Origin of the sequence: Dissulfurirhabdus thermomarina, from assembly GCF_012979235.1 — a bacterium.
GTDB lineage: Bacteria > Desulfobacterota > Dissulfuribacteria > Dissulfuribacterales > Dissulfurirhabdaceae > Dissulfurirhabdus > Dissulfurirhabdus thermomarina.
Genome location: NZ_JAATWC010000007.1, coordinates 70,257 through 95,328, shown reverse-complemented (window position 1 = coordinate 95,328; position 25,072 = coordinate 70,257). Strand labels below are relative to the sequence as shown.

25 protein-coding genes are annotated in these 25,072 nt (G+C 72.3%); 14 read left to right on the top strand and 11 right to left on the bottom strand.

Annotated elements, in window-relative coordinates:
* Positions 1-15 precede the first annotated feature (15 nt).
* On the top strand, positions 16-363 hold the full coding sequence (locus HCU62_RS08825; protein ID WP_163297910.1) for a DsrE family protein: 348 nt from the start codon (positions 16-18) through the stop codon (positions 361-363).
* Here HCU62_RS08825 and HCU62_RS08820 read toward each other — a convergent pair.
* Positions 360-689: a hypothetical protein gene (locus HCU62_RS08820; RefSeq protein WP_163297911.1), complete on the bottom strand. Its 330-nt coding sequence runs from the start codon at positions 687-689 to the stop codon at positions 360-362. The genes HCU62_RS08825 and HCU62_RS08820 overlap by 4 nt on opposite strands.
* Before the next feature lie 215 nt (positions 690-904).
* On the opposite strand from HCU62_RS08820, the gene hisB reads away from it, so the two are divergent.
* From hisB to HCU62_RS08805, 3 genes are read left to right on the top strand one after another with little or no spacing between them, the layout of a single operon-like run.
* Positions 905-1,492: an imidazoleglycerol-phosphate dehydratase HisB gene (gene hisB, locus HCU62_RS08815; RefSeq protein WP_163297912.1), complete on the top strand. Its 588-nt coding sequence runs from the start codon at positions 905-907 to the stop codon at positions 1,490-1,492.
* Positions 1,493-1,519: 27 nt separating this feature from the next.
* Positions 1,520-2,224 (top strand): hypothetical protein, encoded by a 705-nt coding sequence (locus HCU62_RS08810; protein WP_163297913.1) that lies wholly within the window; start codon positions 1,520-1,522, stop codon positions 2,222-2,224.
* A 10-nt stretch (positions 2,225-2,234) separates the two neighbouring features.
* On the top strand, positions 2,235-4,223 hold the full coding sequence (locus HCU62_RS08805; RefSeq protein ID WP_163297914.1) for a ribonuclease catalytic domain-containing protein: 1,989 nt from the start codon (positions 2,235-2,237) through the stop codon (positions 4,221-4,223).
* A gap of 12 nt (positions 4,224-4,235) precedes the next feature.
* Here HCU62_RS08805 and HCU62_RS08800 read toward each other — a convergent pair whose 3' ends face one another.
* The 8 genes from HCU62_RS08800 to ftsE form a co-directional block, all read right to left on the bottom strand.
* Positions 4,236-4,820 (bottom strand): isochorismatase family protein, encoded by a 585-nt coding sequence (locus HCU62_RS08800; protein WP_163297915.1) that lies wholly within the window; start codon positions 4,818-4,820, stop codon positions 4,236-4,238.
* Positions 4,817-6,808: an acetate--CoA ligase gene (gene acs, locus HCU62_RS08795; protein ID WP_163297916.1), complete on the bottom strand. Its 1,992-nt coding sequence runs from the start codon at positions 6,806-6,808 to the stop codon at positions 4,817-4,819. The genes HCU62_RS08800 and acs overlap by 4 nt, the downstream gene beginning before the upstream one ends.
* A gap of 93 nt (positions 6,809-6,901) precedes the next feature.
* The gene (gene queF, locus HCU62_RS08790; RefSeq protein ID WP_163297917.1) at positions 6,902-7,330 is read right to left on the bottom strand and encodes a preQ(1) synthase; all 429 of its coding nucleotides are present in this window, start codon (positions 7,328-7,330) and stop codon (positions 6,902-6,904) included.
* Positions 7,331-7,376: 46 nt separating this feature from the next.
* The gene (locus HCU62_RS08785) at positions 7,377-8,264 is read right to left on the bottom strand and encodes a divergent polysaccharide deacetylase family protein (RefSeq protein ID WP_163297918.1); all 888 of its coding nucleotides are present in this window, start codon (positions 8,262-8,264) and stop codon (positions 7,377-7,379) included.
* 9 nt (positions 8,265-8,273) lie between these two features.
* A complete protein-coding gene (locus HCU62_RS08780; RefSeq protein WP_246325402.1) occupies positions 8,274-9,569 on the bottom strand; it encodes a S41 family peptidase in 1,296 nt (431 codons plus the stop codon).
* Positions 9,570-9,612: 43 nt separating this feature from the next.
* Positions 9,613-10,818: a murein hydrolase activator EnvC family protein gene (locus HCU62_RS08775; protein ID WP_163297920.1), complete on the bottom strand. Its 1,206-nt coding sequence runs from the start codon at positions 10,816-10,818 to the stop codon at positions 9,613-9,615.
* A complete protein-coding gene (locus HCU62_RS08770; protein WP_163297921.1) occupies positions 10,815-11,696 on the bottom strand; it encodes a cell division protein FtsX in 882 nt (293 codons plus the stop codon). The genes HCU62_RS08775 and HCU62_RS08770 overlap by 4 nt, the downstream gene beginning before the upstream one ends.
* Before the next feature lie 3 nt (positions 11,697-11,699).
* Positions 11,700-12,371 (bottom strand): cell division ATP-binding protein FtsE, encoded by a 672-nt coding sequence (ftsE, locus tag HCU62_RS08765; RefSeq protein ID WP_181447979.1) that lies wholly within the window; start codon positions 12,369-12,371, stop codon positions 11,700-11,702.
* 279 nt (positions 12,372-12,650) lie between these two features.
* On the opposite strand from ftsE, the gene HCU62_RS08760 reads away from it, so the two are divergent.
* The 6 genes from HCU62_RS08760 to priA all read left to right on the top strand — a co-directional run bounded on the left by HCU62_RS08760 (position 12,651) and on the right by priA (position 19,382).
* Positions 12,651-13,739 (top strand): type IV pilus twitching motility protein PilT, encoded by a 1,089-nt coding sequence (locus HCU62_RS08760; protein ID WP_163297922.1) that lies wholly within the window; start codon positions 12,651-12,653, stop codon positions 13,737-13,739.
* Positions 13,736-14,893, top strand: a complete 1,158-nt coding sequence (locus HCU62_RS08755; protein ID WP_163297923.1) for a type IV pilus twitching motility protein PilT — start codon at positions 13,736-13,738, stop codon at positions 14,891-14,893. Before HCU62_RS08760 ends, HCU62_RS08755 begins: the two co-directional genes overlap by 4 nt.
* Before the next feature lie 21 nt (positions 14,894-14,914).
* Complete coding sequence (locus HCU62_RS08750; protein WP_163297924.1) at positions 14,915-15,577, top strand: zinc-ribbon domain-containing protein; 663 nt, start codon at positions 14,915-14,917, stop codon at positions 15,575-15,577.
* Positions 15,578-15,686: 109 nt separating this feature from the next.
* On the top strand, positions 15,687-16,376 hold the full coding sequence (locus tag HCU62_RS08745; protein ID WP_163297925.1) for a Fe-Mn family superoxide dismutase: 690 nt from the start codon (positions 15,687-15,689) through the stop codon (positions 16,374-16,376).
* A 37-nt stretch (positions 16,377-16,413) separates the two neighbouring features.
* A complete protein-coding gene (gene galU, locus HCU62_RS08740; RefSeq protein ID WP_163297926.1) occupies positions 16,414-17,295 on the top strand; it encodes a UTP--glucose-1-phosphate uridylyltransferase GalU in 882 nt (293 codons plus the stop codon).
* Positions 17,292-19,382: a replication restart helicase PriA gene (priA, locus tag HCU62_RS08735; RefSeq protein ID WP_343066729.1), complete on the top strand. Its 2,091-nt coding sequence runs from the start codon at positions 17,292-17,294 to the stop codon at positions 19,380-19,382. The genes galU and priA overlap by 4 nt, the downstream gene beginning before the upstream one ends.
* 9 nt (positions 19,383-19,391) lie before the next feature.
* On the opposite strand, the gene HCU62_RS08730 is transcribed toward priA, so the two are convergent.
* Entirely contained in the window at positions 19,392-20,063 is a 672-nt protein-coding gene (locus HCU62_RS08730; protein WP_163298148.1) for a DUF434 domain-containing protein, read from the bottom strand.
* 56 nt (positions 20,064-20,119) lie between these two features.
* Here HCU62_RS08730 and def point away from each other — a divergent pair, with 56 nt between their 5' ends.
* The 3 genes from def to rsmB are packed head-to-tail and all read left to right on the top strand — an operon-like array spanning position 20,120 to position 22,936.
* Positions 20,120-20,623 carry a peptide deformylase gene (gene def, locus HCU62_RS08725; RefSeq protein ID WP_163298149.1) on the top strand — a complete coding sequence of 168 codons (504 nt, stop codon included), beginning with the start codon at positions 20,120-20,122 and terminating at the stop codon, positions 20,621-20,623.
* A gap of 1 nt (position 20,624) precedes the next feature.
* Positions 20,625-21,578 carry a methionyl-tRNA formyltransferase gene (gene fmt / locus HCU62_RS08720; RefSeq protein WP_309474774.1) on the top strand — a complete coding sequence of 318 codons (954 nt, stop codon included), beginning with the start codon at positions 20,625-20,627 and terminating at the stop codon, positions 21,576-21,578.
* Complete coding sequence (gene rsmB, locus HCU62_RS08715; RefSeq protein ID WP_163298150.1) at positions 21,575-22,936, top strand: 16S rRNA (cytosine(967)-C(5))-methyltransferase RsmB; 1,362 nt, start codon at positions 21,575-21,577, stop codon at positions 22,934-22,936. Before fmt ends, rsmB begins: the two co-directional genes overlap by 4 nt.
* Here the strand turns inward: rsmB and HCU62_RS08710 are convergent.
* Positions 22,933-24,150, bottom strand: coding sequence for a pyridoxal phosphate-dependent aminotransferase (locus HCU62_RS08710; protein ID WP_246325400.1), 1,218 nt, complete (start codon positions 24,148-24,150; stop codon positions 22,933-22,935). The genes rsmB and HCU62_RS08710 overlap by 4 nt on opposite strands.
* A gap of 107 nt (positions 24,151-24,257) precedes the next feature.
* Between HCU62_RS08710 and rpe the strand changes: the two genes are divergently transcribed.
* Positions 24,258-24,926: a ribulose-phosphate 3-epimerase gene (gene rpe, locus HCU62_RS08705; RefSeq protein ID WP_163298151.1), complete on the top strand. Its 669-nt coding sequence runs from the start codon at positions 24,258-24,260 to the stop codon at positions 24,924-24,926.
* Positions 24,927-25,072 lie beyond the last annotated feature (146 nt).

Below are 25,072 nucleotides of genomic sequence, written 5' to 3'. Positions count from 1 at the left end.
GACCGGAGAGACCCCATGAAGACCCGAAAGCTCGTCATCCACGTCCCCGAGCCCGAGCGCTGGGAGGTCGCCGTGGCCAACGCCCTGAACTTCTTGAAGACCAGGGCGGAAGGGGAAGACCTCCGGGTGGCCGTCATCGCCAACGACCGGGCCGTCACCCGGTGCACCGCCTGCGACCCGAAGCTCTTCCAGCACCTTCGGCAGCTCAAGCTCGACGGCGGCGAGATCTACCTGTGCGAGAACTCCCTGCGGCGGTTCGAGATCCCCAGGGAGCGGCTGCCCGACGTCTTCGGCACCGTCCCCGCCGCCGTCCGGGCCCTGGCCGACCGCCAGGCCGACGGCTGGTGCTACGTCCGGGCCTAGCAGGGCCGGCCGGGCGGCCGCCCCTCCGGCTCCGGGAACCAGGTCAGGTGCCAGAACCGGAAGTACTCCGAGGCCGTCATGCACTCGGGGGAGACGCCGAGCCGCTCGCAGAAGCGCACCAGGTTGTCCCGCCGCCCGCAGATGACGTGAAAAGAACGGCGCCGGCGGCTATGGTAGTTCTCGTGGATGGCGATGTGCCCCCGCTCCGCCCAGGCCACCGCCTGGGGGATCTCCTGGAGGGAGAAGAACCGGACCTGGAACTCTTCCTGGAGAGGCGCGATGAGGGGCCGGATGTCAGGAAGAGGTCGCTTCTTTCGCCGGGGCACAGCGGGCCACCTCATCCGCCGGGCCGGCCCTTCGGGGAGAAGACGGCCCGGCAAGCCGCAATATATTGAAATAAGAGGGGAAAATATTTCACCTCGTCCTCCCGGCCCGTGTCGGCCCGATGGCGGGCCACACCGTTCTATTCGGCGTCCGGAACGGGAGGCTTGAACAAGGACGAAAAACGCCTTTCATGGCAAGGGGTTGGAAGGGGGACCGAATGGACCGCACCAGCACCATCCAGCGCACCACCGCCGAGACCGACATCCGGGTCGCCCTGAACGTGGACGGGCGGGGCGATGCCTCCGTGGCCACGGGCCTCCCCTTCTTCGACCACATGCTCACCCTCTGGGCGGTCCACGGCTTTTTCGACCTGGAGGTCCAGGCCCGGGGCGACATCGAGGTGGACGGCCACCACACGGTGGAAGACGTGGGGATCTGCCTCGGGCGGGCCATGCGCGAGGCCCTGGGGGACTTCCACGGCCTGCGGCGCTTCGGCCACGCGGTGGTCCCCATGGAAGACGCCCTCGCCCGGGCGACGGTGGACTTCTGCCGGCGCCCCTACCTGCGGTTCCGGGCGAAGTTCCCGGCGCCCACCGTGGGCGGGTTCGACCTGGAGCTGGTGGAGGAGTTCCTCAGGGCCCTGGCCGTGAACGCGGGGCTCACCCTCCACGTGGAGGTCCCCTACGGGGGCAACGGCCACCACATGGCCGAGGCCGTCTTCAAGGCCCTCGGCCGGGCCATGGACCAAGGCACCGGGCTGGATCCCCGGCTCAAGGGCCCCCTCTCCTCCAAGGGGACCCTCTAGGCGCCCCGAGAGAAAGGAGTCTCCCGCGTGGCCGCACACCCGTCTCGCACCGGCCGTCCCGGCCCGCCCCCCGCCCTGGCCCTGGCCATGGCCCTGGCCATGGCCATGGCCCTGGCCGCGGGCTGCGCCCGCACCCGGCCGGCCCCCGGGCCGCCCCTTCCCGACCTGTCCCGGATCGCCGTCCTCCCGGTGGACCGGGCCTCCGTGCGCCCGGGACAGGAAAAGGCCACCTGCGCCCTGAGCGACACCACCTTCGCCGCCTCCGAGGTCAACCCGGAACAGGCCGAGGCGGTGACCCGCGTCCTCTTCGAGCTCGTGGAGGGCGATCCCCGCTTCCGGCCGGTGCCGGAGGGCCGGTGCCTCGGGCTCCTGGGCGCCCTCCTGGCGGCGGACGTCAAGGCCACCCAGCTCCGGCTCATCCGGGCCTTCGGCCGGGAGCTCGGCGCCGACGCGGTGCTCTACGTGAAGCTCTTCCGCTTCTCGGAGCGGGAGGGGACGGCCTACGGCGTCCGGAGGCCGGCCTCGGTGGCCTTCAACCTGCACCTCATCCGGGTGGCGGACGGGGCCGTGCTGTGGCGGGCCGCCTTCGACGAGACCCAGAAGCCCGTGTCCGAGAACCTCCTGGCCCTGGACACCTACCGCCGCCGGGCCGTGCGTTGGCTGACGGCGGCCGAGCTGGCGCGCATGGGGCTCGAAGCGGCCCTGGCCGACCTCCGCCGCCGCCTGCCCTGACCGGAGCCCCATGACCCTCGATATCGGCCAGGTGGTGGAATACCTGGAGGCGCAGCGGTTCATCTGCGGCCTCTGCCTGGGGCGGAAGGGGGCGCGGAGCCACGTCCTGACCCACCTCGGCCGCGAGGTGAACCTGGCCCCGAACCGCTTCCTGCACGTCTCCCGGCAGCGCCTGCCGGCCGGGACCCGCGAGGAGCACCTGGACCGGCTCCGCCGGATCTGGGAACGCCGCGACGCGCTGGCCGCCCGGGTGGACATCGTGGAGCTCTGGAACCTGGTCCACGACGAAAGGCCCGCCTGGTCGCCGGCGGAGCTGGCCGGGCTCGCCTTCTCCGGCCCCGTCTCCGACGACCACGCCGCCGCCCTCATCCGGGCCGTCATCACGGAGCAGGTCCACTTCAAGTTCCGGGACGGCGCCATCCAGGTCCGATCCCCCGAGGAGGTGGCCCGCTCGCTGGAAAGGCGGCGCCAGGAGGCCGAGCGCGCCGCGCGTCTCTCCGCCGGCTCGGCCTGGCTCCAGGCCCTCTGGGGACAAGGCGCGCCGCCGCCGGGCCTCGACCCGGAGCAGGTCCGGTTCTGGACCGAGGCCCTCCGCGGCTACTGCCTCCACGGGGACGAGGCCCCTCACGCGGCCGAGGCCCGGCAGGTCTTGAAGACCGTGCACCGGGCCTCCCCGGCGGGGGCCTTCGAGACCCTGGTCCGGGCCGGGGTCTTCTCCAGGGACGAAAACCTGGAACTCCTCCGCCTCGACCTCCAGGCGGACTTCTCCGCCGAGGTCGAGGCCGAGGCCCGGCGCCTGGCCGCCGCCCCCACCGAACCGGACGGACGCGAAGACCTCCGGGACCTCGACACCTTCACCGTGGACGCCCCGGAGAGCCAAGACCTCGACGACGCCCTGAGCCTGCGCCCGTGGGCGGAGGGCCTCGAGGTGGGCGTCCACATCACCGACATCGGTCTCCGCCTCCCACCCGGCTCGCCCGCCTTCGAGGAGGCCATGGCCCGGGGGACCAGCATCTACCTCCCGGACCAGCGCCTCCCCATGCTGCCGGAGGTCCTCTCCCAGGAGGCCTGGAGCCTGCGCGAGGGGGCCGAGATGCCGGCGGTCTCCTTCCTCGCCCGGCTGACCCCGGAGGGAGAACTCCGGGACTACCGCATCACCCGGAGCCTCGTCCGCATCCGGGAACGGCTGGGGTACCGGGAGGCCGACGCCCGCCTGGCGGCGGAGGGCCCCTTGAAGGCCCTCCACGGGGTCTGCCGGGAGCTTCAGCGCCGCCGCGTGGAGGCGGGGGCGCTGCCGCTTCCCATCCCGGACCTCGTCATCCGGGTGGACCCGGACGGCACGGTTCACGTCTCGGTGGAGGAGCCCGGTCCCTCGCGGTTCCTGGTGGCCGAATGCATGATCCTGGCCAACAGCCTGGCCGCCGCGTTCCTCCGGGATCACCGGATCCCGGGACTCTTCCGCAGCCAGCCGCCGCCGAAGCAGCGCCTCATCGACGGCATCGAGACGGACCTCGTGGCCAACTTCCGCCAGCGGCGCCTCATCAGCCGGGGCGTCCTCGGCCCGGAACCCGAGTTCCACCACGGGCTCGGCGTGGCCGCCTACACCACGGTGACCTCGCCCCTGCGCCGGGCGCTGGACCTCCTCATGCAGCAGCAGATCGCGTCCACCCTCAGGGACGGGCGGCCGCTCCACGGGCCGGAGGACCTGGCCCGTTACGGGGCCGTGCTGGGCGAGGGGCTCCGCAAGGCCGCCGCCGCCCGCCAGGCCCGGGTCCGCTACTGGATCCTCCGGCACCTGGAGCAACGCGCCCCCGCCCGGCTCCGCGGCCGGGTGCTGGAGAGCGGACCCCGCCGCGTCCTGGTGTTGCTGGAAGACTACCTCATGGTGGGGGAACTGCCGCGCCGGCCCGGGCGCCACTACCCGGTGGGCGACGCCGTGGAGGTGACGGTCCGAAAGGTGGACGCCCGGGAGAACGTCCTCAAGCTCGACTGGCCGTAACGGCGCCCCCGGTCAGACGAGGTGGGGATGCAGGGCCTTGAAGGCCGGCGTCCCCGCCCGGCCGAGCCACTCGTAGACCAGCATCTCCGCCGGGCCGACCAGCCCGCCGGCCGCGGCGACCCGGCGGAAGGCCCACTCCGCGTGGGCCGGATCCCGGGACCCCGCGGCGTCCGCCACCATCCAGACGCGGTAGCCGGCCGCCAGGGCGCCGAGGGCGGTCTGCGCCACGCAGATATGGGCCTCGACACCGGCCAGCACCAGGGTCTCCACCGACCGGGGCCAGGAACCGAGGACCTCCTGCACCCCGGGGGCCTCGAGGGCGTCGAACTCCACCTTGTCGACCCGCGGGACCTCCGCCAGGAGGGCATCGAGGGCCGGGTCCAGCCCGCCGAGCCCCCTGGCATACTGCGTGGTCACCAGGGCGGGCACCCGGAGGACGGCGGCGGCCCGGGCCAGGAGGGCCATCCGCTGCACCACCTCCCGGCCGTTGGAGACCACGTCGAGGAGCCGGGCCTGGGGATCCACGAGGATGAGGCCGCACGCCTCCGGCGCCGCTCGCCCGCCTCCCGTCCGCGGCCCGCCCGCCTCGGCCGTCATTCCCCGAGCAGCGCCTTCTTCCCGGCCATGAGGTCCTCGATCACCACCGGGTCCGCCAGGGTCGAGGTGTCCCCGAAGTCGCCGTAGTCGCCGGCGGCGATCTTCCGGAGGATGCGCCGCATGATCTTGCCGCTCCGGGTCTTGGGCAGCCCGGAGGAGAACTGGATCACCTCGGGGGAGGCGATGGGCCCGATCTCCTTCCGGACGTGGGTGCGGAGTTCGGCCCGAAGCTCGTCCGTCCCCTCCACGCCCGCCTTGAGGATGACGTAGGCGTAGATGGTCTGCCCCTTGACGGGGTGCGGCATCCCCACCACGGCGGCCTCGGCCACCGCGGGGTGAGCCACCAGGGCGGACTCGATCTCGGCGGTCCCGAGCCGGTGACCCGAGACGTTGATCACGTCGTCGAGGCGGCCCATGATCCAGAAGTAGCCGTCCTCGTCCTTCCGGGCGCCGTCGCCGGCGTCGTACACCCCGGGGAAACGCTCGAAATAGGTGGTGCGGAAGCGCTCGGGGTCGCCGAAGACGCCCCGGAGCATCCCGGGCCACGGCCGCTTGACCACCAGGTGGCCGCCCTCGTTCGGCGGCGCCGGCGTCCCCTCCTCGCGGAAGACGTCGGCGTCCACGCCGGGCAGCGGCAGGGTGGCCGAGCCCGGCTTGAGGGGGGTGGCATAGGGGAGGGCCGATATCAGGATGCCCCCCGTCTCGGTCTGCCACCAGGTGTCCACGATGGGCAGGCGGCCGCCGCCCACGTGCTGGTGGTACCACATCCAGGCCTCCGGGTTGATGGGCTCGCCCACGCTGCCCAAAAGCCGCAGGGAGGACAGATCCCGCTTCCGGGTCCACTCCACGCCCTCCCGCATGAGGGCCCGGATGACGGTGGGGGCGGTGTAGAAGATGTCCACCTTGAACTTCTCCACCACCTGCCAGAAACGGTCCGGGGCGGGCCAGGTGGGGACCCCCTCGAACATGAGGGAGGTACCCCCGAGGGCCAGCGGGCCGTAGACGATGTAGGTATGCCCGGTGATCCAGCCGATGTCGGCGGTGCACCAGAAGATGTCGTCGTCCTTGAGGTCGAAGACCCACTGGGTGGTGTGGGCGGCGTAGGTGAGGTAACCGCCGGTGGTGTGGATCACCCCCTTGGGCTTCCCGGTGCTGCCGCTGGTGTAGAGGATGAAGAGGATGTCCTCCGCGTCCATGGACTCGGGCTCGCACCGGTCGGTGATGTCGTCGGCGGCCATCTCGTCGTGCCACCAGGAATCCCGCCCCGGCTCCATGGCCACCTCGTTGCCCGCCCGGCGCACCACGATGCAGCGGCTGACCGAGGGGCAGTTGCGCAGGGCCTCGTCGGCGTTGGGCTTGAGCGGGATGGTCCGACCGGCCCGGAGCACGGCGTCAGCGGTGACCAGGACCTTGGCCTCGCAGTCGCGGATGCGGTTTTCGAGGCTGTGAGCGCTGAAGCCGGCGAAGACCACGCTGTGGACGGCGCCGATCCGGGCGCAGGCCAGCATGGCGATGGGGAGTTCCGGGATCATGGGGAGGTAGATGGAGACCCGGTCGCCCTTTCCGACCCCCATCTTGCGGAGGACGTTGGCGAAGCGGCAGACCTCGGTGTGAAGCCGCTGGTAGGTGTAGACCCGGACGTCGTCCTCGGGCTCGCCCTGCCAGACGAGGGCGGCCTTGTTGCGCCGGCCGACGGCGAGGTGCCGGTCGAGGCAATTGGCGGCCACGTTGAGCCGGGCGCCCGAGAACCAGCGGATGGACGGCTCGTGGAAGTCGGCCTCGAGGACCTTGTCCCACGGCCGGTCCCAGGTGACGAGCTCGCGGGCGCGGTCCCCCCAGAAGCCCTCCGGGTCTTCCATGGACCGCCGGTAGTGGGCCCGGTATTCGTCGAGACTCTTCACCCAGGCCGCGGCCCGTCCCTCCTCGGGGGGCTCGAAGATGCGTTTCTCCTTGAGAAGGCTTTCGATGTTGGTGGACTTGTCACTCATGACGCGACTCCTGTGGATGAGGCACGGCGGCGGACCCAATGCAATAAGATTGCATGGTTTCCAAACTGCGCCCGCTTTGTCAAGGATGCGGCATCACCCGGACGCGGCCGGGCCGCTCCTCCCCGGCGAGTCCCCCGTCTGGGGCCCGGCGACCCGGACCACCGTGTGGACGTTGCCCCGGGGGTGGAAGTCCCCCACCACCTCGATGGACCGGGGCTGGATGACCGCCACGAGGTCCGCGTAGATGCGGTTGGTGGCCTCCTCGTGGGAGATGTAGGTCTGCCGGAACCCGTTCAGGTAGAGCTTGAGGGACTTGAGCTCCACGATGAAGCGGTCGGGCACGTAGCGGATCCGGATGGTGGCGAAGTCCGGGTAGCCCGAGCGCGGGCACAGGCACGTGAACTCCGGGAAGGAGATCTCCACGGTGTAGTCCCGCTCGGGGCAGGGGTTGGGCCAGGGTTCGAGCCGGGCCGCCGCCACCGCCGCCTCGCCGTACTTCGGGCCGTCTTCTCCTGCCGTCATGGCAGCCCTCCTCGGCCGAGATTTCTTTGACTGACAAGCAGCCGTCCTACTTGACCAGGACGTGCACCGGCACCAGCTCCACCTGGGACCGGAGCCGGGGCAGTTCCTCGGACAGCACCTCCCAGGTGGCGGGGTAGGGATGCCCGATGGCCACCACCTCGCCCCGGCGGCGGGCCGCCGCCACCACCCGGCGCAGCTGGCGTCGGATGGCCCGCGGGGAGGGATCGTCGTCCAGGAAGACCGTCCGGGCCGCCGCGGGGACCCCCAGCGCGGCGGCGGTGGCAAGCCCCGTGCTCCCGGAGGCGGTGCGGCTGTCCACGAAGAAGAGCCCCCGGTGCCTGAGTTCCGCCAGCACCACGGACATGGCCGCGGCGTCCCGGGTGAAGCGGGACCCCATGTGGTTGTTGGCGCCCACCGCCCCGGGCACCTCCGAGAGGCACCAGCGCAGGCGCGCCCGGAGTTCCCCCGGGGGAAGGTCCACCCGGAGGGCCCCCGGGCCGGGGTCCACCCCGGGGTCCATGGGTTCCATGGGCACGTGGACCAAGACGTCCCGTCCCCGGCGCGCCGCCTCCCCCGCCAGGACCTCCGTATAGGGCGCCCCGGGGAGGAAGGAGAAGGACAGGTCGGCGTCGATCTCGTAGAAGGCCCGGTCCAGCTCGAGGTCATAGCCGAGGTCGTCGATGAGGAGCGCCACCCGCGGGCGGGCGTGGGGCCGCGGAGAGCGCGCGGCGGGGGCGGGCGGCGGCCCCGGCCGAACCCGCTCCTCGAAGGGCGGCCGGGCCCCGCCGCCGGCGGGACCGCCCAGGGGCCAGAGGTAGGCCAGGGCCACGGCGGCCGCGGCCACGCCCGCCAGGGAACAGGCGAAGACCGCGGGCCAGAGACGGCGCCGGGGCCGCGGTCTCCGCCGCCTTCGAGTGCGCCGCCGGCCGGCCACCCGCGCCCCCTAGCCCCGGACCTCGCCCGCCGCGGCGGCCCGGGAGAAGACGTCCCAGGCCTTGAGGATCCGGAGCGCCTCCTCGATCTGGTTGTCCATGGGAACCTGGCTGCCGCCGCTCTCGGCCTTGGCGGCCTCCGGCTTCTGCCGCTCCGCCACGCCGAGGCGCTCGTAGAGCCCCTGCCCGGCCTCCTCCGCCTCCGGCGCCGCCTCGACGTAGGGCACCACGAGGTCGGGGACGATGCCCTTTTCGTGGATGGAACGCCCGGCCGGGGTGAAGTAGTGGGCCGTGGTCAGCCGGAGGGCGGCGCCGTCCTCCAGGGGGATGATGGTCTGGACGGAGGCCTTGCCGAAGGTCTTGGTCCCCAGGACGAGGGCCCGGTGGTGGTCCTGGAGGGCGCCCGTCACGATCTCCGAGGCGCTGGCGCTGCCCCCGTTGACCAAAACCACTACGGGGTAGGTGCGCGGGTGCCCGTTCTTGCGGGCGTAGTACTTCTTCTGCTGCTCCTTGAGCCGGCCGTCGGTGTAGACGATGAGTCCCTCGTCCAGGAAGAGGTCGGCCACCCCGATGGCCTGGTCGAGGAGGCCGCCGGGGTTGTTCCGGAGGTCCAGGACGAGCCCCCGGAGCCCGGCCTTCCCCTCCAGGGCGCGAAGGGCCTTTCGGACGTCGGCGGTGGTGTGCTTGTGCTGGAAGGTGGAGATGCGGACGTAGCCGTAGCCGTCCTCGAGCCGCCCCCACCGGACGCTCCGGATGGGGATGACGTCGCGGACGATCTCCACGTCCTGGAGCTGCTGCCAGCCCTCCCGGTAGATGGAGAGCGTCACCTTGGATCCCTTGGGGCCCCGGAGCCGCTTGACCGCCTCGAACATGGTCATGTTCTTGGTGGAGACCCCGTCGATCTTGAGGATGCGGTCGTTGGAGCGGATCCCCGCCCGGTCCGCCGGCGTCCCCTCGATGGGCGCCACCACCGTGAGGACGCCGTCCCGGATGGAGATCTCGATCCCGATCCCGGTGAAGCGGCCCTCGGTCTCCACGTTCATCTCGCCGTATTCCTCGGGGGTGAGGAACGAGGAGTAGGGATCGAGGGCGGCCAGCATCCCGTTGATGGCCCCGTAGATGGCCTTCTGGGGGTCCACCTCCTCCACGTAGTTGCGTTCCACGAGGTCCAGCACGGCGGCGAAGGTCTTAAGATGCCGGTAGGTGTCGTCTTCGCCGGCGAGGGCCCCCGGCGCCCCGCCCCCCAGGAAAAGGACCGCCAAGAGGACCCAGGCCGCGGGCCGCAGCATCCATGCACGTCTCTTCATCTCCATCGACTCCGTTCTCCCGGGCGCGGTCCGGGCCGCCGCCTCAGGGCTGCTCCGCCTGCGCCGCCATCTGGTCGAGCACCTCCCGGTCCAGCCAGGCCAGGGGATCCTCGGCCTTTCCCTTGTAGCGTATCTCGAAATAGACGCCCTCGTCGGCCCACGGTCCGCCGCCGACGAGGCCCACCGTTTCCCCCTCGCTCACCTCGTCACCCACGGCCTTGAAGTACTTCGCCCCCTGGGCCACCAGGCTGTAGAACCCCTCCCCGTGGTCGATGATGAGCACCTTCCCGTAGCCGGGCAGCACGTCGTTGTAGACCACGTGGCCGTCGAAGACCGCCCGGATCTCGCTCCCGTACGGGGCGCCGAAGACCACCCCCGCCCCCTGGAGCACCAGGTGGCCGGCGGCGTCGTCCGCCTTGGAGGTGGAATAGAGGAGGCGGCCCCGCCGGACGGGGGGCAGAAGCCGCCCCTTCTGGGCCTCGAAGGCGGCCGTGTCCGGGACGCCCGCCTTCGCCCGGGCAACCGCCCGGGACAGCTGCCCGATGACCGCCTCGAGGGACTGCTTGGCCGATTCCAGCTCGGCGAGGAGGGCCCGGTAGCGCTCCCCCTGCTGGCGAAGCTCCTGGACGAAGGCCTCGCGCTCGCGCTTTCGTTCCTCGAGCCGAAGGGCCTCGGCCTCGAGGCGGGCCGCCGCCTTCTTGAGGGCCGCCCGGTCCCGTTCGAGCCGCGCGGCGGTGGCCTTGAGCTCCGCCAGGCGCCGCCGGTACCGCCCGCGCAGGTCCTTGTCGCGGGAGAGGATGCGCCGGATGTAGGCCTCGCGGGAGATCATCTCCGGGAAGGAATCCGCCGCGAAGAGGACGTTCAGGGTGCCCACCGTCCCCATCTGGTAGTAGGCCCGGAGGCGCCGCTCCAGCTGGCGGCGGAGATCGGCCAGGGCCTTCCGCTGCTTGGCGAGGGACTCCTGGGTCTCCATGAGGGCGAGCTCCTTCTGGGTCCAGGCCCGCCGCGTGGCGTCCAGCTGCTCCCACTGGCGGGAGATCCGGGCCTCCAGGGCCGCCAGCTCGCCGAGGACGGTCTTCTCGCTGGCGGCCACCTCCTCGGCCCGGAGCCGCTGCTCGGCGATCTCGGACTCCACCGCCTCGAGGCGCTGGCGCTGCTGGCGGAGCTCCTCCTGGATCACGTCGTCGGCCTGGACCGGGCCGGACGGGCACAAGAGGAGGAGCAGGAGGAGGAACCGGAGGACCTTCACAGCCGGAGGAATCTCCTCATGGCCAGGGCGGTGCCGAGGACGCACAGGAAGACGCTCCCCCCCACCACGGCGGCCACCGCCTCGGGCGGGAGAAAGGCCAAGTGGACGTCCCGGAGGAGCCCCGAGCCCGTCATGAGGCCCTGGACGTAGCGGTAGCCCACGTAGAGCGCCGCCAGGGCGGCCGCGGACCCCACGAAGCCCTGGAGGAAGGCCTCGAAGAGGAAGGGGCCCTGGATGTAGGCGTTGGTGGCGCCCACCAGGCGGAGGATCTCCAGTTCGTCCTGCCGGGCGTAGACGGTGAGCTTGATGGTGTTGGCCACCACGAAGGTGGCGGTGAGCAGCAGCAGGAGCCCGCTCGCCGCCACCACCGCCCGGAGGAAGCCGGAGAAGAGCTCCAGCCGGTGCAGCCACTCACGTCCGTACTGGACCTGGGCCACACCGGGCCACTTCTGGACCTTCTCGGCCAGCTCGCGGACGCGGCCCACGTTGAAGACGGCCTTGTCGATCTGGATCTCGAAGGCGGGCGGGATGATCCGGGGATCGACCCCCTCCAGGATTCCCGGCTCCGACTCGAGGTAGCCCTGGAGCCGCTTGAAGGCCTCTTCGGAGGAGACGTAGCGCACCGTGGCCACCTCCGGCAGCCCGATGAGGTCCTGGTACATCTGGGGGATCCGCTCCTGGTCGATGTCCGGCTGGAGGTAGACCACCACCCCGAGTTCCCGGCCGAACCGCTCCACGAAGCGTTGCAGGTTGTGGTAGATGAGTGCAAAAAAGACGAAGATGAGGATGGAGAGCGCCACCACCACCGTGGTCACGAACTGCATCCCGAGGTGCTGGCGGAGGTCCGAGGCCGCCCGCCGGAGAAAGACCCCCATCATGGCCTATTCCTCCACCCGCCCATCCACCAGCCGGAGCACCCGCCGGTGGGTGTGCCGGTAGAGCCGCTCGTTGTGGGTCGCGAAAAGGATGGTCGTCCCCTGGGCATTGAGTTCCTCCATGAGGGCCATGACCTCGTCGGTCCGGGCCCGGTCGAGGTTGCCGGTGGGCTCGTCCGCCAGCAGGATGGGCGGCCGGTTCACCACCGCCCGGGCGATGGCCACGCGCTGCTGCTCCCCGCCGGAGAGCTGGTGGGGCAGCTGCCCGATCCGCCCGCCGAGGCCTACGCTGTCGAGGATCTGCCGGACCCGGCGCTCCACCTGGTCGCGCTTGAGCCCCGTGACCTCGAGGCTGAGGGCCACGTTGTCGAAGACCCGCCGGTTGGTGAGCAGCTTGAAGTCCTGGAACACCACCCCGATCTTCCGGCGAAGGTGCGGTACCTGCGAGGCGGAGAGGCTGGCAAGGGGGATCCCGTCCACGAAGATCTCCCCCTGGGTGGGGCGCTCCGCGCAGAAGAGGAGCTTGAGGAGCGTGCTCTTGCCCGCGCCGCTCGGGCCGGTGAGGAAGACGAACTCCCCCTTCGCGATGGCGAGGTTCAGGTCCTGGAGGGCCACGATGTCCGGTGGATAGTGCTTGGCGACGCCCTCCAGCCGGACGATGGCGTTTTCTGGATTCATGTCGGCCACTCCCGCGGGTGATGGATTGTCGGCTGGGCCCCGCCGGGCCCCGGCAGGTCTCTACCACGATCCGGCGGCGGCGGAAAGCCCGGGCCGGGGCCGGGCCCCGGACCGTGGGGAAGCAATCCCCGGGCCACGTTCCGGGTCCGGGCCGGCGCCGGGAATGCTAAACCGGAGACCGGCTTCGGCCGATAGGAGAAGTGGTCCGGCGCCGGCGGCGCCGCGACGGACCCCCCGCCCCCCGGGCCGGGGATGCCAGGCACCATCGAGGGCACGCACATGGCGAAGATAGACGCATTCTTCAAGTTGATGCACGAGCAGAAGGCCTCGGACCTCCACCTCGCCGCGGGCTCCCAGCCCATCCTCAGGATCGCCGGGGATCTCCAGCGGGTGAAGTATCCGCCGCTCGACAACGACGAGCTCAAGGCCATGCTCTACGAGATCGCCCCGGAAATCAAGATCAAGCAGTTCGAGGAGACGGGCGACGTGGACTTCGGCTACGAGATCCCGGGGCTGGCGCGCTACCGCGCCAACTTCTTCCGGCAGCGGCTCGGGGTGGCCGCGGTCTTCCGGGAGATCCCCGACAAAATAATGACGGCCGAGGAGCTGGGCCTCCCCCCGGTCATGACCAAGCTGGCGGAGCTGCCGCGCGGGCTCGTCCTGGTCACCGGCCCCACGGGGAGCGGGAAATCCACCACCCTCGCCGCCATCGTGGACCACGCCAACCGCGTCCGGAAAGACCACATCATCACCATCGAGGACCCCATCGAGTTCGTCCACGAGAGCAAGAACTGCCTGGTGAACCACCGGGAGGTGGGGACCCACACCCAGTCCTTCAGCGCCGCGCTCCGGGGGGCCCTCCGCGAGGACCCGGACATCATCCTGGTGGGCGAGCTCCGCGACCTCGAGACCATCTCGCTGGCCATCGAGGCCGCCATGACCGGGCACCTCGTCATGGGGACCCTCCACACCATCAGCGCCGCCAAGACCGTGGACCGGGTGATCGAGATCTTCCCCGAGACCCAGCAGGCCCAGGTGCGGGCCAGCTTCGCCGACGCCATCCGGGCCGTCATCTCCCAGACCATGTTCAAGCGGATCGACATCCTCGGCCGCTGCGTGGCCTTCGAGATCCTCGTCGCCACCCCGGGCGTCCGGAACCTCATCCGCGAGAGCAAGACCTACCAGCTGCCCTCCGCCATGCAAACCGGGCGCAAGTTCGGCATGCAGACCCTGGACGACGCCATCATGGAACTCCTCCAGAAGGGCTGGATCAGCGCCGACGAGGCCTACACCAAGTGCGTGGACAAGGCCAAGTTCCGGCCCTTCGCCACCAGCGCGCCCCAGGACTTCACGGAGGTCGGGGGATGAGAAAGGCGGAACTCGACATCCTGCTCACGCGGCTCCTCCAGGCCCATCCCCGGATCTCGGACCTCAACTTCGCCGTGGGCCGCCCCTTCCAGATCGCCGCCGACGGCCTCCTCCACCCCGTGGACATGGAACTGGCCACCGGGGAGCTGACCGGCTTCCAGACGGAACAGCTGGCGCTGGCCCTCATCGACAACAACCGCCGGCTCCTGACGGACCTCTTCACCCACGGCTCCTGCGACTTCTCCTACTTCATCCCCGACGGCCCCCGCTTCCGCGTCAACATCTTCTCCCAGAAGGGCTACATCAGCATCGTGATGCGGAAACTCGAGAGCGAGATCCCCACCATCCAGGGCCTCGACCTGCCGGAATGCTTTCACGACATGGCCAAGGAGAAGAACGGGATCATCCTCTTCGTGGGCGCCACCGGGACGGGCAAGACCACGTCGCTGGCGGCCATCCTCGACGAGATCAACGAGAACGAGCCGCTCCACATCATCTCCCTCGAGGACCCCATCGAGTACGTCCACCACCACAAAAAGGCCACCTTCAACCAGCGGGAGCTGGGAAAGGACTTCGACACCTTCGCCAACGGCCTGCGGGCGGCCATGCGCCAGGCCCCCCACGTCATCCTGGTGGGCGAGATCCGCGACCGGGAGACCATGGAGATCGCCCTCAACGCCGCCGAGACCGGCCACCTGGTCTTCAGCACCCTGCACACGGTCAACGCCGGCCACACCATCAACCGGATCATCGGTCTCTTCTCCGCCGAGGAGGAGCAGCAGGTCCGGTTCCGCCTGGCCGACACCCTGCGCTGGGTGGTGGCCCAGCGGCTGCTCCCCAAGGTGGGCGGCGGGCGCCAGGCCGCCTTCGAGATCCTCCAGAACAACCTCCGGGTCAAGGACAGCATCCTCCACGGCGAGCGCGAGGGAAAGACCTTCTACGAGATCATGGACGCCGGCAGCGCCTACAAGATGCAGACCTTCGACCAGCACATCATCGAGCTCTTCCGGGCCGGCATCATCTCCGAGGAGACCGCCGTGGCCTACGCCACCAGCCAGGCCAAGGTCCGCCAGGGCGTGGACCAGATCAAGAGCGCCAAGGGCGAGAAGACCTCGGACATCGAGGGGCTCTCCCTGGAACAGGACTACCGGTAGGGCCCGCGCCAGGAGAAAGCCGTGAACGTCACCTGCCCCGGTTGCCAGCGAAGCTACAACATCCCCGACGAGAAGATCCCGGCCACGGGCACGGCCTACGTGACCTGCCCCCAGTGCCAGCAACGGTTCCCCGTCCAGGCCCGACCCGCGGCAGCGCCGCCGCCCCCCGGCCCCTCGGCCACAACCGCGCCCGCCGCCCCCGAGCCCGGCGGCGGCGAGGAGGACCTCCAGGAATACTTCCCGCCCGGGACGCAGACCGCCCTCATCCACTGCACGGAGTACGACGCCCGAACCCAGATCGAGAAGTCCCTCACGGAGATGGGCTACGAGGTCCGCACCGTCCGGAAGGAGCGGGAACTCGCCGTCCGCCTCCGCTACCACGTCTACGACGTCCTGGTGGTCTACCAGGGCGGTGCCGAGGCCACGGACGATTCCCGGGCCATCCTTCGCTTCGTCCACCAGCTCCCCATGGACGTCCGGCGCGAGATGTTCCTGGTCCTGGTCCACCTGGGGGGCAACAAGCACGATACCCTGAAGAGCTTCCTCCTCAGCGTGGACCTCAACATCACGCCCCTGGATCTCAGCGACTTCGCCCACCTCCTCAAGCAGGGACTGGAGCAAAAGCACGCCCGGTACAAGGCCTTCCTCGACAGCCGGGCCATGGTGGACTCCGAGCTCTTCTGAGACACCCGGCGGGCCCGGGCAAGCTTGAAATTCCCGCTCCATCAAGTAAGTTGGGCAGGGTTCGTGGCATGTCGGACGTCCCCCCTTCAACCTGCACGGAACGGTTCACATGGCCGACAAAACCGAAGACCGGCGGCGGTTCCTCCTCGGGCTGGCGGGCTCGGCGGCGGCCGTGGTCGCGGCGCCCCTGGCCGCGGCGGCCCCCGCAGCCGCCACCGGGTTCGATCCCGCCCGCCTGGCCGGGGCCCTGGAAGGCTTCTCCGCCAGCCTGATCCGGGAACACCTCGCCCTCTACGAGACCCTCCGGCGGCGGCTCCAGGCCCTGGACCAGGCGGAGGCCCGGCTGGACCTGGCGGAGGCGGACGCCGGCACCGGCCGGTTGCGCGCCCACCAGGCCGAGTGGCTCGAGTGCCGAAACGCCCTCGTCCTGCACCAGAGCTACTTCGGCGCCCTGACCCCCCGGTCCGTGACCCCGCCCCCCGCCCTGGAAGCGGCCCTGCGAAGGGCCTTCGGCTCCCTCGACCGCTGGTGGGTGCACCTTCGGGCCACGGCCCTGGCCGCGCGGGCCTGGGCCGCCCTGGTGTGGGACCCGGCCGGCGGCGGGCTCCGGAACGTGGGCACCGACGACGACCGCCAGTGGCCCGCCACGGCCGCCCCCCTCCTGGTGGTGGACCTCCACGAGCACGCCTGGGTCCTCGACTACCTGGGCCGGCCCGAGGCCTACCTCGCCGCCTGGAGGAAGCGCGTGGATTGGAACGTGGTGGCGGCCCGGCTCGAGGCCGCCCGAGGCGGCGCATGACCGACGGCCCCCCGAAAAGTCGAACTGGGAGCAGGACATGACCGATGAGATCCGCAAGGCGGTGGTGCCCGTGGCCGGCCTCGGCACCCGATTCCTCCCGGCCACCAAGGCGATCCCCAAGGAGATGCTCACCATCGTGGACCGCCCCACCATCCAGTACATCGTGGAAGAGGTGGTGGCCTCGGGGCTCAAGGAGGTCATCCTGGTCACCGCCTCGGGGAAATCCGCCATCGAGGACCACTTCGACTATTCCTTCGAGCTCGAGACCTTCCTGGCCCAGAAGGGAAAGGAGGACCTGCTCCGGGAGGTCCAGCACATCTCCCGGCTCATCGACGTGGTCTCGGTGCGGCAGAAGGAGCCCCTCGGCCTCGGCCACGCCGTCCGGGCCACCGAGACCGTGGTGGGCGACGAGCCCTTCGCCGTGGTGCTCGGCGACGACCTCGTGGACGCCGACATCCCCTGCGTCTTCCAGATGCGCGGCGTCTTCCAGGAGGTGGGCGAGGCCGTGGTGGCGGTGCAGCGGGTCCCGCCGGAGGAGACCTACCGCTACGGGATCGTGGAGGGCGAGCCCGTGGCCGAGGGGGTCTACAAGGTGACCCGGCTCATCGAAAAACCCCGCCCGGGCACCACGGACTCCAACCTGGCCATCATCGGCCGCTACATCCTCCGGCCCGAGATCTTCGACTGCCTCCGCCGGACGACCCCCGGCGTGGGCGGCGAGATCCAGCTCACCGACGCCCTGGACCTCCTCCGGGCCGAGCGGGGCCTCTACGCCTACGAGTTCCACGGGCAGCGCTTCGACGCCGGCGACAAGTTCGGCTACCTCCAGGCCACGGTCCGCTTCGCCCTGGACCACCCGGAACTCGGGCGCCGGTTCCGGGCCTACCTCCGCCAGGTACTCGAGGCCGAAAAGGTGTGATCGACGTCCTGGTGCCGCTTCCCCTGCCGGGCCCCCTCACCTACGCGCTCGCCGGCGGGATGCGGAAGGCGCCCCCGCCGAAGGGGGCCCGCGTGGTGGTTCCGGTGGGACGGCGGACCCTGGTGGGCCTCGCCTGGGGCCGGCCGGCCCGCCCCCCGGCCGGGGCGCGGCTCAAGGCCGTCCGGGACTGCCTCGACCCGGAGGCGGTCCTCCCCGCCCCCCTCGACGGGCTCGTGGAATGGGCCGCGGGCTACTACCTCTACCCGCCGGGGCTCGCCGCCGCCGAGGCCCTGCCGCCTGGGCTCCTCTCGGCCCGCGCCCGGCGGCTCGACCGCATCCTGGGCCGCCGCGCCCCCCTCCGGGAACGGGACCCGGGGCTCGCCGCCTGGCCCGGCGGCCCTCCGCCCGAGCCCACCCCGGCGCAGGCCGCCGTGCTCGGCGAGTTGGACGCCGCGCTCTCCCGGGGGGGCTTCGCCCCCTTTCTCCTCCACGGGGTGACGGGAAGCGGCAAGACCGAGGTCTACCTCCGGGCCGCCGCCGCCTGCCTGGCCCGGGGCCGCGGGGTCCTGGTACTGGTGCCGGAGATCGCCATGACGGCGCAGACGGTAGGCCGCTTCATCGACCGGTTCGGCGAGGCGGTGGCCGTGCTCCACAGCGGCCTCACCGAGGCCGAGCGCCTCGGCCAGTGGCTGCTGCTCCGGCAGGGCAAGCGGCGGCTCGCGGTGGGGACCCGGTCGGCGGTCTTCGCGCCGGTGGCCGACCTCGGCCTGGTGGTGGTGGACGAGGAGCACGACCCCTCCTACAAGCAGGACGACAAGTTCCGGTACCACGCCCGGGACGTGGCCGTGATGCGGGCCAAGCTCCAGGGCGCCGCGGTGGTGCTCGGTTCCGCCACCCCCTCCCTGGCCTCCTTCCGGAACGCCCTCGACGAGCGCTACCGCCTCCTCTCCCTGGACCACCGCGTGGAACGCCGCCCCCTCCCCGAGGTCGTCCTGGTGGACCGGAAGGCGCACCGGCCGCCCCGGCGCCGCCCCCGGCGCCGGGAGGCCGGGGCTCCGCCGTGGCTCTCGCCGGAGCTCCACCGCGCCCTGGGCGAGACCCTGGAGAGAGGCGAGCAGGCCCTCCTCTTCGTCAACCGCCGGGGCTTCGCCACCTTCCTCTTCTGCCAGGACTGCGGCCACGTCTTCCGGTGCCCCCGGTGCGAGATCTCCCTCACCTGGCACAAGGCGGACGCCGGCCCCGGGGCGGCCAAGGGGGACGGCCGCCTCGCCTGCCACTACTGCGGCCTCACGGCCCCCGCCCTCCCGGTCTGCCCCCAGTGCCAGGGCCATACCGTCCGGGCGGCGGGCTGGGGGACGGAGCGGGTGGCCGAGGACCTGGCCGGGCTCTTCCCCGGCGTCCGGGTCGCCCGCCTCGACCGCGACGTGGTGCGCCACCGGCAGGACACGGAGGCCACCCTCCGGGCCGTCCGGGACGGCGCGGTGGACGTCCTGGTGGGCACCCAGATGGTCACCAAGGGCCACGACTTTCCCGGGCTCACCCTGGTGGGGGTGCTGTGGGCGGATCTCTCCCTCCACTTCCCCGAGTACACGGCGGCGGAGCGGACCTTTCAGCTCCTGGCCCAGGTGGCCGGGCGGGCGGGCCGCGGCGACCGGCCCGGCCGCGTCGTGGTCCAGACCTGGTCCGCGGACCACTACGCCCTCCAGGCGGCGACGCGCCACGACTTCGCCGCCTTCTTCGAAGCGGAGATGGCACTGCGCCGCGCCCTCGGCTACCCCCCCTACGGACGCCTGGTCAACATCCGGCTCTCCGGGGCCGACGGCGAGCGCGTGGCGGCCGCCGCCGCGCGGCTCGGCCGGGCGGCGGGGCGCCTGGCCGCCGCCTGCCGGGACGGCACCGAGGTCCTGGGCCCCGCGCCGGCCCCGCGCCCGAAGCTCCGGAACCGTTTCCGCTGGCAGCTCCTGCTCAAGGGGCCCTCCGGGGCGGCCCTCCGGCGGATATGGCAGCGGGTGGCGTCGGCGGAGGCCGGGGATCTCCCCTCCGGCATCCGGGTGGACGTGGACGTGGACCCCCAGCACCTCCTGTGAGGGCCGGCCTCAGCGGGGCATCCGCCAGGGCCGCACCCGGAGCCGGCGCCGGATGATGTGCCCCGCCAGGTCGAGGAGGGCGGGGTGGCGGTCCAGCACCACGGAATCCGCCGTGGCGGCCACCCCGTCGAAGGCCGCCAGGACGCCCTCCGGCCGCCGGACGGCCCGCACCTCCCCCGGGATCCCGGCCTCGCGCATCCACCTCCGGATCCGCCCCGCCAGCTCGCCGCTCCGGGGAAGCGGCGCGTCCAGGACGACCAGGACCTCCGCCGGGGGATGGTCCCGGAGGCAGGCGCCCACCAGGCCCCAGGCGGCCCGGGTCCGGTCCGTGGGGCGGAAACGCCGGAAGACCCGGCTCACGTCCCGGACGAACCCGTCGTCGGCCACGAGCAGCGGCCGCCCGCGGAGGGCGCTCTCCAGGGTGATGAGGACGTTGTGCCCGTCGATGGCGAGACCGCGGCCGGCAAGGTCCCGGAGCCGCACCCGCCGGGCCCGCCGGGCCCGGGCCTGGTCCCGCCGGAAGATGCCGCGGTAGAGGAGGTCCCGCTCGCCCTGGTGCAGCTGGAAATGGTTCCCCACGAAGGCCAGCGCCGGTTGCCTGGGGTAGCCCCGGTCGAGCAGCCAGCGGAGGTCCCGCGCCGCCGGCCGCCACCTGTCCTCCCGGAAGGGTCGATCCCTCACGGCCCCGGGGCGCCGCGGTTGCCGCCGCCGCGGCAAGGCCTTATTATCTTTCCGTCATGAAAAAAATCCTCGTCTATCCGCACGATATCCTCCGCACCCCCGCCGAGCCCGTCCACCGGGTGGACCAGGCGATCCAGGAGCTCATCGACGAGATGCTCGAGACCATGTACGCGGCCTCCGGCGTGGGGCTGGCGGCCAACCAGGTGGGGGAGCTCAAGCGCCTGGTGGTCATGGACGTCACCCCCCGGGAGCAGGGGCCCAGCCCCATCGTCCTCGTCAACCCCCGCATCACCCTGGCCGAGGGCGAAGACGTCTGCGAGGAAGGCTGCCTCAGCGTGCCGGAATACAGCGCGCGGGTCAAGCGCGCCCAGCGGGTGCAAGTCTGCGGCTACGACCGGAACGAGAAGGAGGTCTGCATCGAGGCCGAGGGGCTGCTCGCCCGTTGCATCCAGCACGAGCTGGACCACCTGGAGGGCATCTGCTTCGTGGACCGGCTGGCCCCGGTGAAGAAGGCCCTCTTCCGGAGAAAGTGGACCAAGCTCCGCCCGAAGGACGCCTGACGTGACCGGGGCGCCCCCCCTCCGCATCGTCTTCATGGGCACGCCGGAGTTCGCCGTGCCGTCCCTCGAGGCCCTCCTCCGCCGCGGCCACCGCGTGGCGGCCGTGGTGACGCAACCCGACCGCCCCCGCGGCCGGGGCCGGGCGCCGCGCCCTTCGCCGGTCAAGGAGGCCGCGACCCGGGCGGGCATCGAAGTCCTCCAGCCCGAGTCGGTCCGCGACCCGGCCTTCATCGCCCGCGTCCGGGAGCTGGCCCCGGACTTCCTGGTGGTGGCCGCCTACGGCCAGATCCTCCCCGAGGCGCTCCTCGCCGTCCCCCGGCGGCATCCCGTCAACGTCCACGCCTCGCTGCTGCCCGCCTACCGGGGCGCGGCCCCCATCCAGTGGGCGATCCTGAACGGCGAGACGGAGACCGGCATCACCCTCATGGTGATGGACCGCGGCATGGACACCGGCCCGGTGCTCCTCCAGCGCGCCCTGGAGATCGGGCCGGACGAGACCTTCGGGGAACTCCTGCCGCGGATGGCCCGCCTCGGGGCCGAGGTCCTGGTGGAGGGTCTCGACCGCCTGGCGGCCGGTGAGATCCAACCCATGCCCCAGCCCGGCGAGGGGATCAGCCTCGCGCCCCCCATCCGCCCGGAGATGGCCCGGGTGGACTGGCACACCCCCGCGGCCCGGCTCGCCGGCCTCCTCCGGGCCCTCGACCCGAGGCCCGGCGCCTATACCACGTGGGCAGGGGAACGGCTTCGGCTGTTCCGCCCGTTTCTCCCGGGCGGCCCCGCCCCGACCGCCCCGCCGGGAACGGTCCTTTCGGCCGGCGCCGACGGCCTCGTGGTGGCGGCGGCCGACGCCCCCCTGGGTATCCGGGAACTCCAGCGGCCCGGGGGGCGCCGCCTGCCCGTGGCGGACTTCCTCCGGGGCCGCCCCCTGGCCCCGGGAACCCGTCTTTCGCCTTGAGGCCCTCTCCCCGGCGACGGGCCGCCGAAATCCTGCTCGCATGGGAGGCCGAAGGCCCGGGGCGACGGCCGCCCCTGGAGCGGCTGCTGGAGCGAGAGACCGCCGGCGCCGCCTGGGACCCGAGGGACCGGGCCCTCTGCCGGGAGCTCGTCCTGGGCGTCGTCCGGTGGCGCAGCCGGATCGACGCCGCCGTGGACCGGTGCCTCCACGGCCCGGCCCGCCGCCTCTCGCCGCGGGTCCGGCAGCACCTCCGGGTGGCCGCCTACCAGGTGCTCTTCCTCGACCGGGTGCCGGACCGGGCCGCCGTCCACGAGGCGGTGGCCGCCGTCAAGGCGGGGCCCGAGCGCCGGGCGGCGGGGCTCGTCAACGCCGTCCTCCGCCGCCTGGCGCGGGAGGGGGAGGGGCCACCCCACGCCGGCGCCGATCCGGTGGAACGGCTCGCCCGCGAGACCGCCCACCCCGCCTGGATGGTCCGCCGGTGGGCCGGCCGGCTCGGCCTGGAGGCGGCGGCCGCCCTGTGCCGGACGAACAACACCCGGGCCCCCCTCACCCTCCGGGCCAACACCCGGCGCCTTTCGCGCTCGGTCCTGCTGGACCGGCTGCAGGATGCAGGGATCGAGGCGGTGCCGGGCGGCCTCGCCCCGGAGGCGGTGGTGCTGCCGGGGTGGCGGGGCGACCCGGCGGAGATCCCCGGCCTGGCGGAGGGCCTCTGCCTCGTCCAGGACGAGGCGGCCCAGCTCGTCTCCCACTGCCTCGCCCCCGCCCCCGGGGAGGCGGTCCTGGACGCCTGCGCCGGTGTCGGCGGTAAGACCACCCACATCGCCGCCCTCATGGACGACCGGGGGCGGGTGGCGGCGGCGGACCCCGACGCCGGCCGGCTCGGGCGCCTCGCCGAAAACGCCCGCCGCCTGGGGCTCCGCGCCGTGGAGATCCTGCCGCCGGGCGACTTCCGGCGACTCCGGGCGGCGGGACGGCCCGCCTTCGACCGCATCCTGGTGGACGCCCCGTGCTCCGGGCTCGGGGTCATCCGCCGCCACCCGGACATCAAGTGGAACCGCACCCCCGCGGACGTCCCGCGCCTGGCCGCCCTGCAGCTGGACCTCCTCCGCGGCGCCGCCCCCCTCCTCCGGCCCGGGGGCCGCCTTGCCTACGCCACCTGCACCCTGGAACCCGAGGAGACCTCCGGCGTGGTCCGGGCCTTCCTGGAGGCGGCCCCCGGCTGGCGGCTCGTCCCGGTGGCGGCGGCCCTGCCCCCGGCGGCCCGCCGGTTCGTGACGCCCGATGGGTGCCTCGAGATACGGCCCGAACCCGGGGGGCCGGACGGGTTCTTCGCCGCCGTGATGGAGGCCCCGGCCTAGGCCGCCGCCCCGGCCAGGGCCCGCTCCCTGGCGCGCCGGAACCCCTCCGCCGCCCGGTCGATCACCTCGTCGGCCACGCAGAAGGCGACCCGCATGTACCCCGGGGCGCCGAAACCGGAGCCGGGCACCGCCAGGATCCGTTCCTCCTGGAGGAGGCGGACGAAGGCGCGGTCGTCGGGGATGGGGGTCTTGGGGAAGAAGTAGAAGGTGCCCATGGGGAGCTGAAACTCGTAGCCTGCCGCCTCGAGGACGGCGGCCAGCCGGTCGCGGCGCCGCTCGTAGACGCCGACGTCCACGCAGGCGTCGAGACACGCGGCCACCGCCCGCTGCATGAGGGCGGGGGCGTTGACGTAGCCCAGGATCCGGTTGGCCAGGGTGAGGGCGCCGAGCAGCTCCCCCCGGCCCGCGGCCGCGGGGTTCACGGCCACGTAGCCGATCCGCTCCCCGGGCACGGACAGATCCTTCGAGAAGGACGTCGCCACCAGGCTGTCGGGGTAGAGGGCCAGGAAGGGCGGCACCCGGTGCCCCGAAAAGGCCAGCCGCCGGTAGGGCTCGTCGGCCACGAGGTAGACGGGACGCCCGCGGCGGGCCGAGACCCGCCGGAGCAGCCCCGCCAGCTCGGCGAGGCTTTCGGCGTCGTAGATCACGCCCGTGGGGTTGTTGGGCGAGTTGAGGAGGACGGCCCGGGTCCGGGGGCCGACGGCGGCCTCGATGGCCGCAAGATCGAGGCCGAAGTCGGGCCGCGACGGCACCGGGACGAGCACCCCGCCGTGGTTGTCCACGTAGTAGCGGTATTCCACGAAGTAGGGGGCGGGGACCACGACCTCGTCCCCCGGGTCGAGGATGGCCTTGAAGACGACGTTGAGCCCGCCGGCCGCCCCGCAGGTCATGAGGACGTCGTCCGCGCCGAGCGGGACCCCCTGCTCCACGGCGGCGTGGCGCGCCACCCGCTCCCGGACCTCCCCGTAGCCGGCGTTGGGCATGTAGCCGTGGGCCAGGGGGGCCTCTTCCCCGCAGGCCCGCCAGAGGGAACGGGTGAAGGCCTCCGGGGGGGAGAGGTCGGGGTTGCCGAGGCTGAAGTCGCAGACCGCGTCGGCCCCGTGGCGGGCCTTGAGGCGCGCACCCTCCTCGAACATCTTCCGGATCCACGAGCCCCCCTCCATGAAGGCCCGCATCTTGCGGGAGACCGCCGATGGATCCATCCCGTCTTTCATGTCCGCGTCCTCCGTCCGCGGGGCCCCGGCACCCCGTTCCGTCAAGCGAAGCACCCGACGGCGAAAATGTCAATGACGCCCGGGCGGGAAGCCCTTATAATGCCTCCATGCCCGTGCGCATCGCCCCCTCCATCCTCTCCGCCGACTTCGGCCGCCTCGCCGACGAGATCCGCGCCGTGGAGGCCGCCGGGGCCGACCTCCTCCACGTGGACGTCATGGACGGCCGCTTCGTGCCCAACATCACCATCGGCCCGCCGGTGGTCCGGGCCATCCGCCCCGTGACCCGCCTCCCCCTCGACGTCCACCTCATGATCGAAGACCCGGACCGCTACATCGAGGCCTTCGTGGCGGCCGGCGCCGACTGGGTGAGCGTCCACGTGGAGGCCTGCCGCCACCTCCACCGGACCGTCCAGACCATCCGGGAACTCGGGGCCAGGGCCGGCGCCGTGCTGAACCCCGCCACCCCGGCCGCCTGCCTGGAGGCCATCCTCCCGGACCTCGACTTCGTCCTGGTCATGAGCGTGAACCCGGGCTTCGGGGGCCAGTCCTTCATCCCGGGCTCGCTGGCCAAGATCCGGACCATCCGGGGCATGATCGACCGCCTCGGCGGCGGCGTGGACCTCGAGGTGGACGGCGGCGTCAACCCCGAGACCATCGCCGCCGTGGCGGCGGCCGGGGCCGACGTCTGCGTGGCCGGCTCCGCCGTATACGGCGCCGGGGACTACGCCGCGGCCATCGACGAGCTCAAGCGCCTGGCCGAGGCCGGCGACCCTTAGGCGCCGCGAGCCCAAAAACGCGCCGAATGCAACCAAGGACCGCCCAGCGAGCATCGCCAAGGACAAGAGGCGGCCATCGCGAGGATCGCGGCGCATTCATGATACGCCGCAGTGACGATGCGATGGGAAGCACACAGGCATGGGGG

Excerpts from the sequence above, each read along its gene's own strand:
- HCU62_RS08800 (WP_163297915.1), bottom strand. The coding sequence starts at position 4,820 with ATGACGGCCGAGGCGGGCGGGCCGCGGACGGGAGGCGGGCGAGCGGCG.
- acs (WP_163297916.1), bottom strand. The coding sequence starts at position 6,808 with ATGAGTGACAAGTCCACCAACATCGAAAGCCTTCTCAAGGAGAAACGC.
- galU (WP_163297926.1), top strand. The coding sequence starts at position 16,414 with ATGACCGATGAGATCCGCAAGGCGGTGGTGCCCGTGGCCGGCCTCGGC.
- HCU62_RS08825 (WP_163297910.1), top strand. The coding sequence starts at position 16 with ATGAAGACCCGAAAGCTCGTCATCCACGTCCCCGAGCCCGAGCGCTGG.
- HCU62_RS08760 (WP_163297922.1), top strand. The coding sequence starts at position 12,651 with ATGGCGAAGATAGACGCATTCTTCAAGTTGATGCACGAGCAGAAGGCC.
- ftsE (WP_181447979.1), bottom strand. The coding sequence starts at position 12,371 with ATGAATCCAGAAAACGCCATCGTCCGGCTGGAGGGCGTCGCCAAGCAC.
- HCU62_RS08780 (WP_246325402.1), bottom strand. The coding sequence starts at position 9,569 with ATGAAGAGACGTGCATGGATGCTGCGGCCCGCGGCCTGGGTCCTCTTG.
- hisB (WP_163297912.1), top strand. The coding sequence starts at position 905 with ATGGACCGCACCAGCACCATCCAGCGCACCACCGCCGAGACCGACATC.
- HCU62_RS08805 (WP_163297914.1), top strand. The coding sequence starts at position 2,235 with ATGACCCTCGATATCGGCCAGGTGGTGGAATACCTGGAGGCGCAGCGG.
- HCU62_RS08745 (WP_163297925.1), top strand. The coding sequence starts at position 15,687 with ATGGCCGACAAAACCGAAGACCGGCGGCGGTTCCTCCTCGGGCTGGCG.
- rpe (WP_163298151.1), top strand. The coding sequence starts at position 24,258 with ATGCCCGTGCGCATCGCCCCCTCCATCCTCTCCGCCGACTTCGGCCGC.
- HCU62_RS08770 (WP_163297921.1), bottom strand. The coding sequence starts at position 11,696 with ATGATGGGGGTCTTTCTCCGGCGGGCGGCCTCGGACCTCCGCCAGCAC.
- def (WP_163298149.1), top strand. The coding sequence starts at position 20,120 with ATGAAAAAAATCCTCGTCTATCCGCACGATATCCTCCGCACCCCCGCC.
- queF (WP_163297917.1), bottom strand. The coding sequence starts at position 7,330 with ATGACGGCAGGAGAAGACGGCCCGAAGTACGGCGAGGCGGCGGTGGCG.
- HCU62_RS08755 (WP_163297923.1), top strand. The coding sequence starts at position 13,736 with ATGAGAAAGGCGGAACTCGACATCCTGCTCACGCGGCTCCTCCAGGCC.
- HCU62_RS08710 (WP_246325400.1), bottom strand. The coding sequence starts at position 24,150 with ATGAAAGACGGGATGGATCCATCGGCGGTCTCCCGCAAGATGCGGGCC.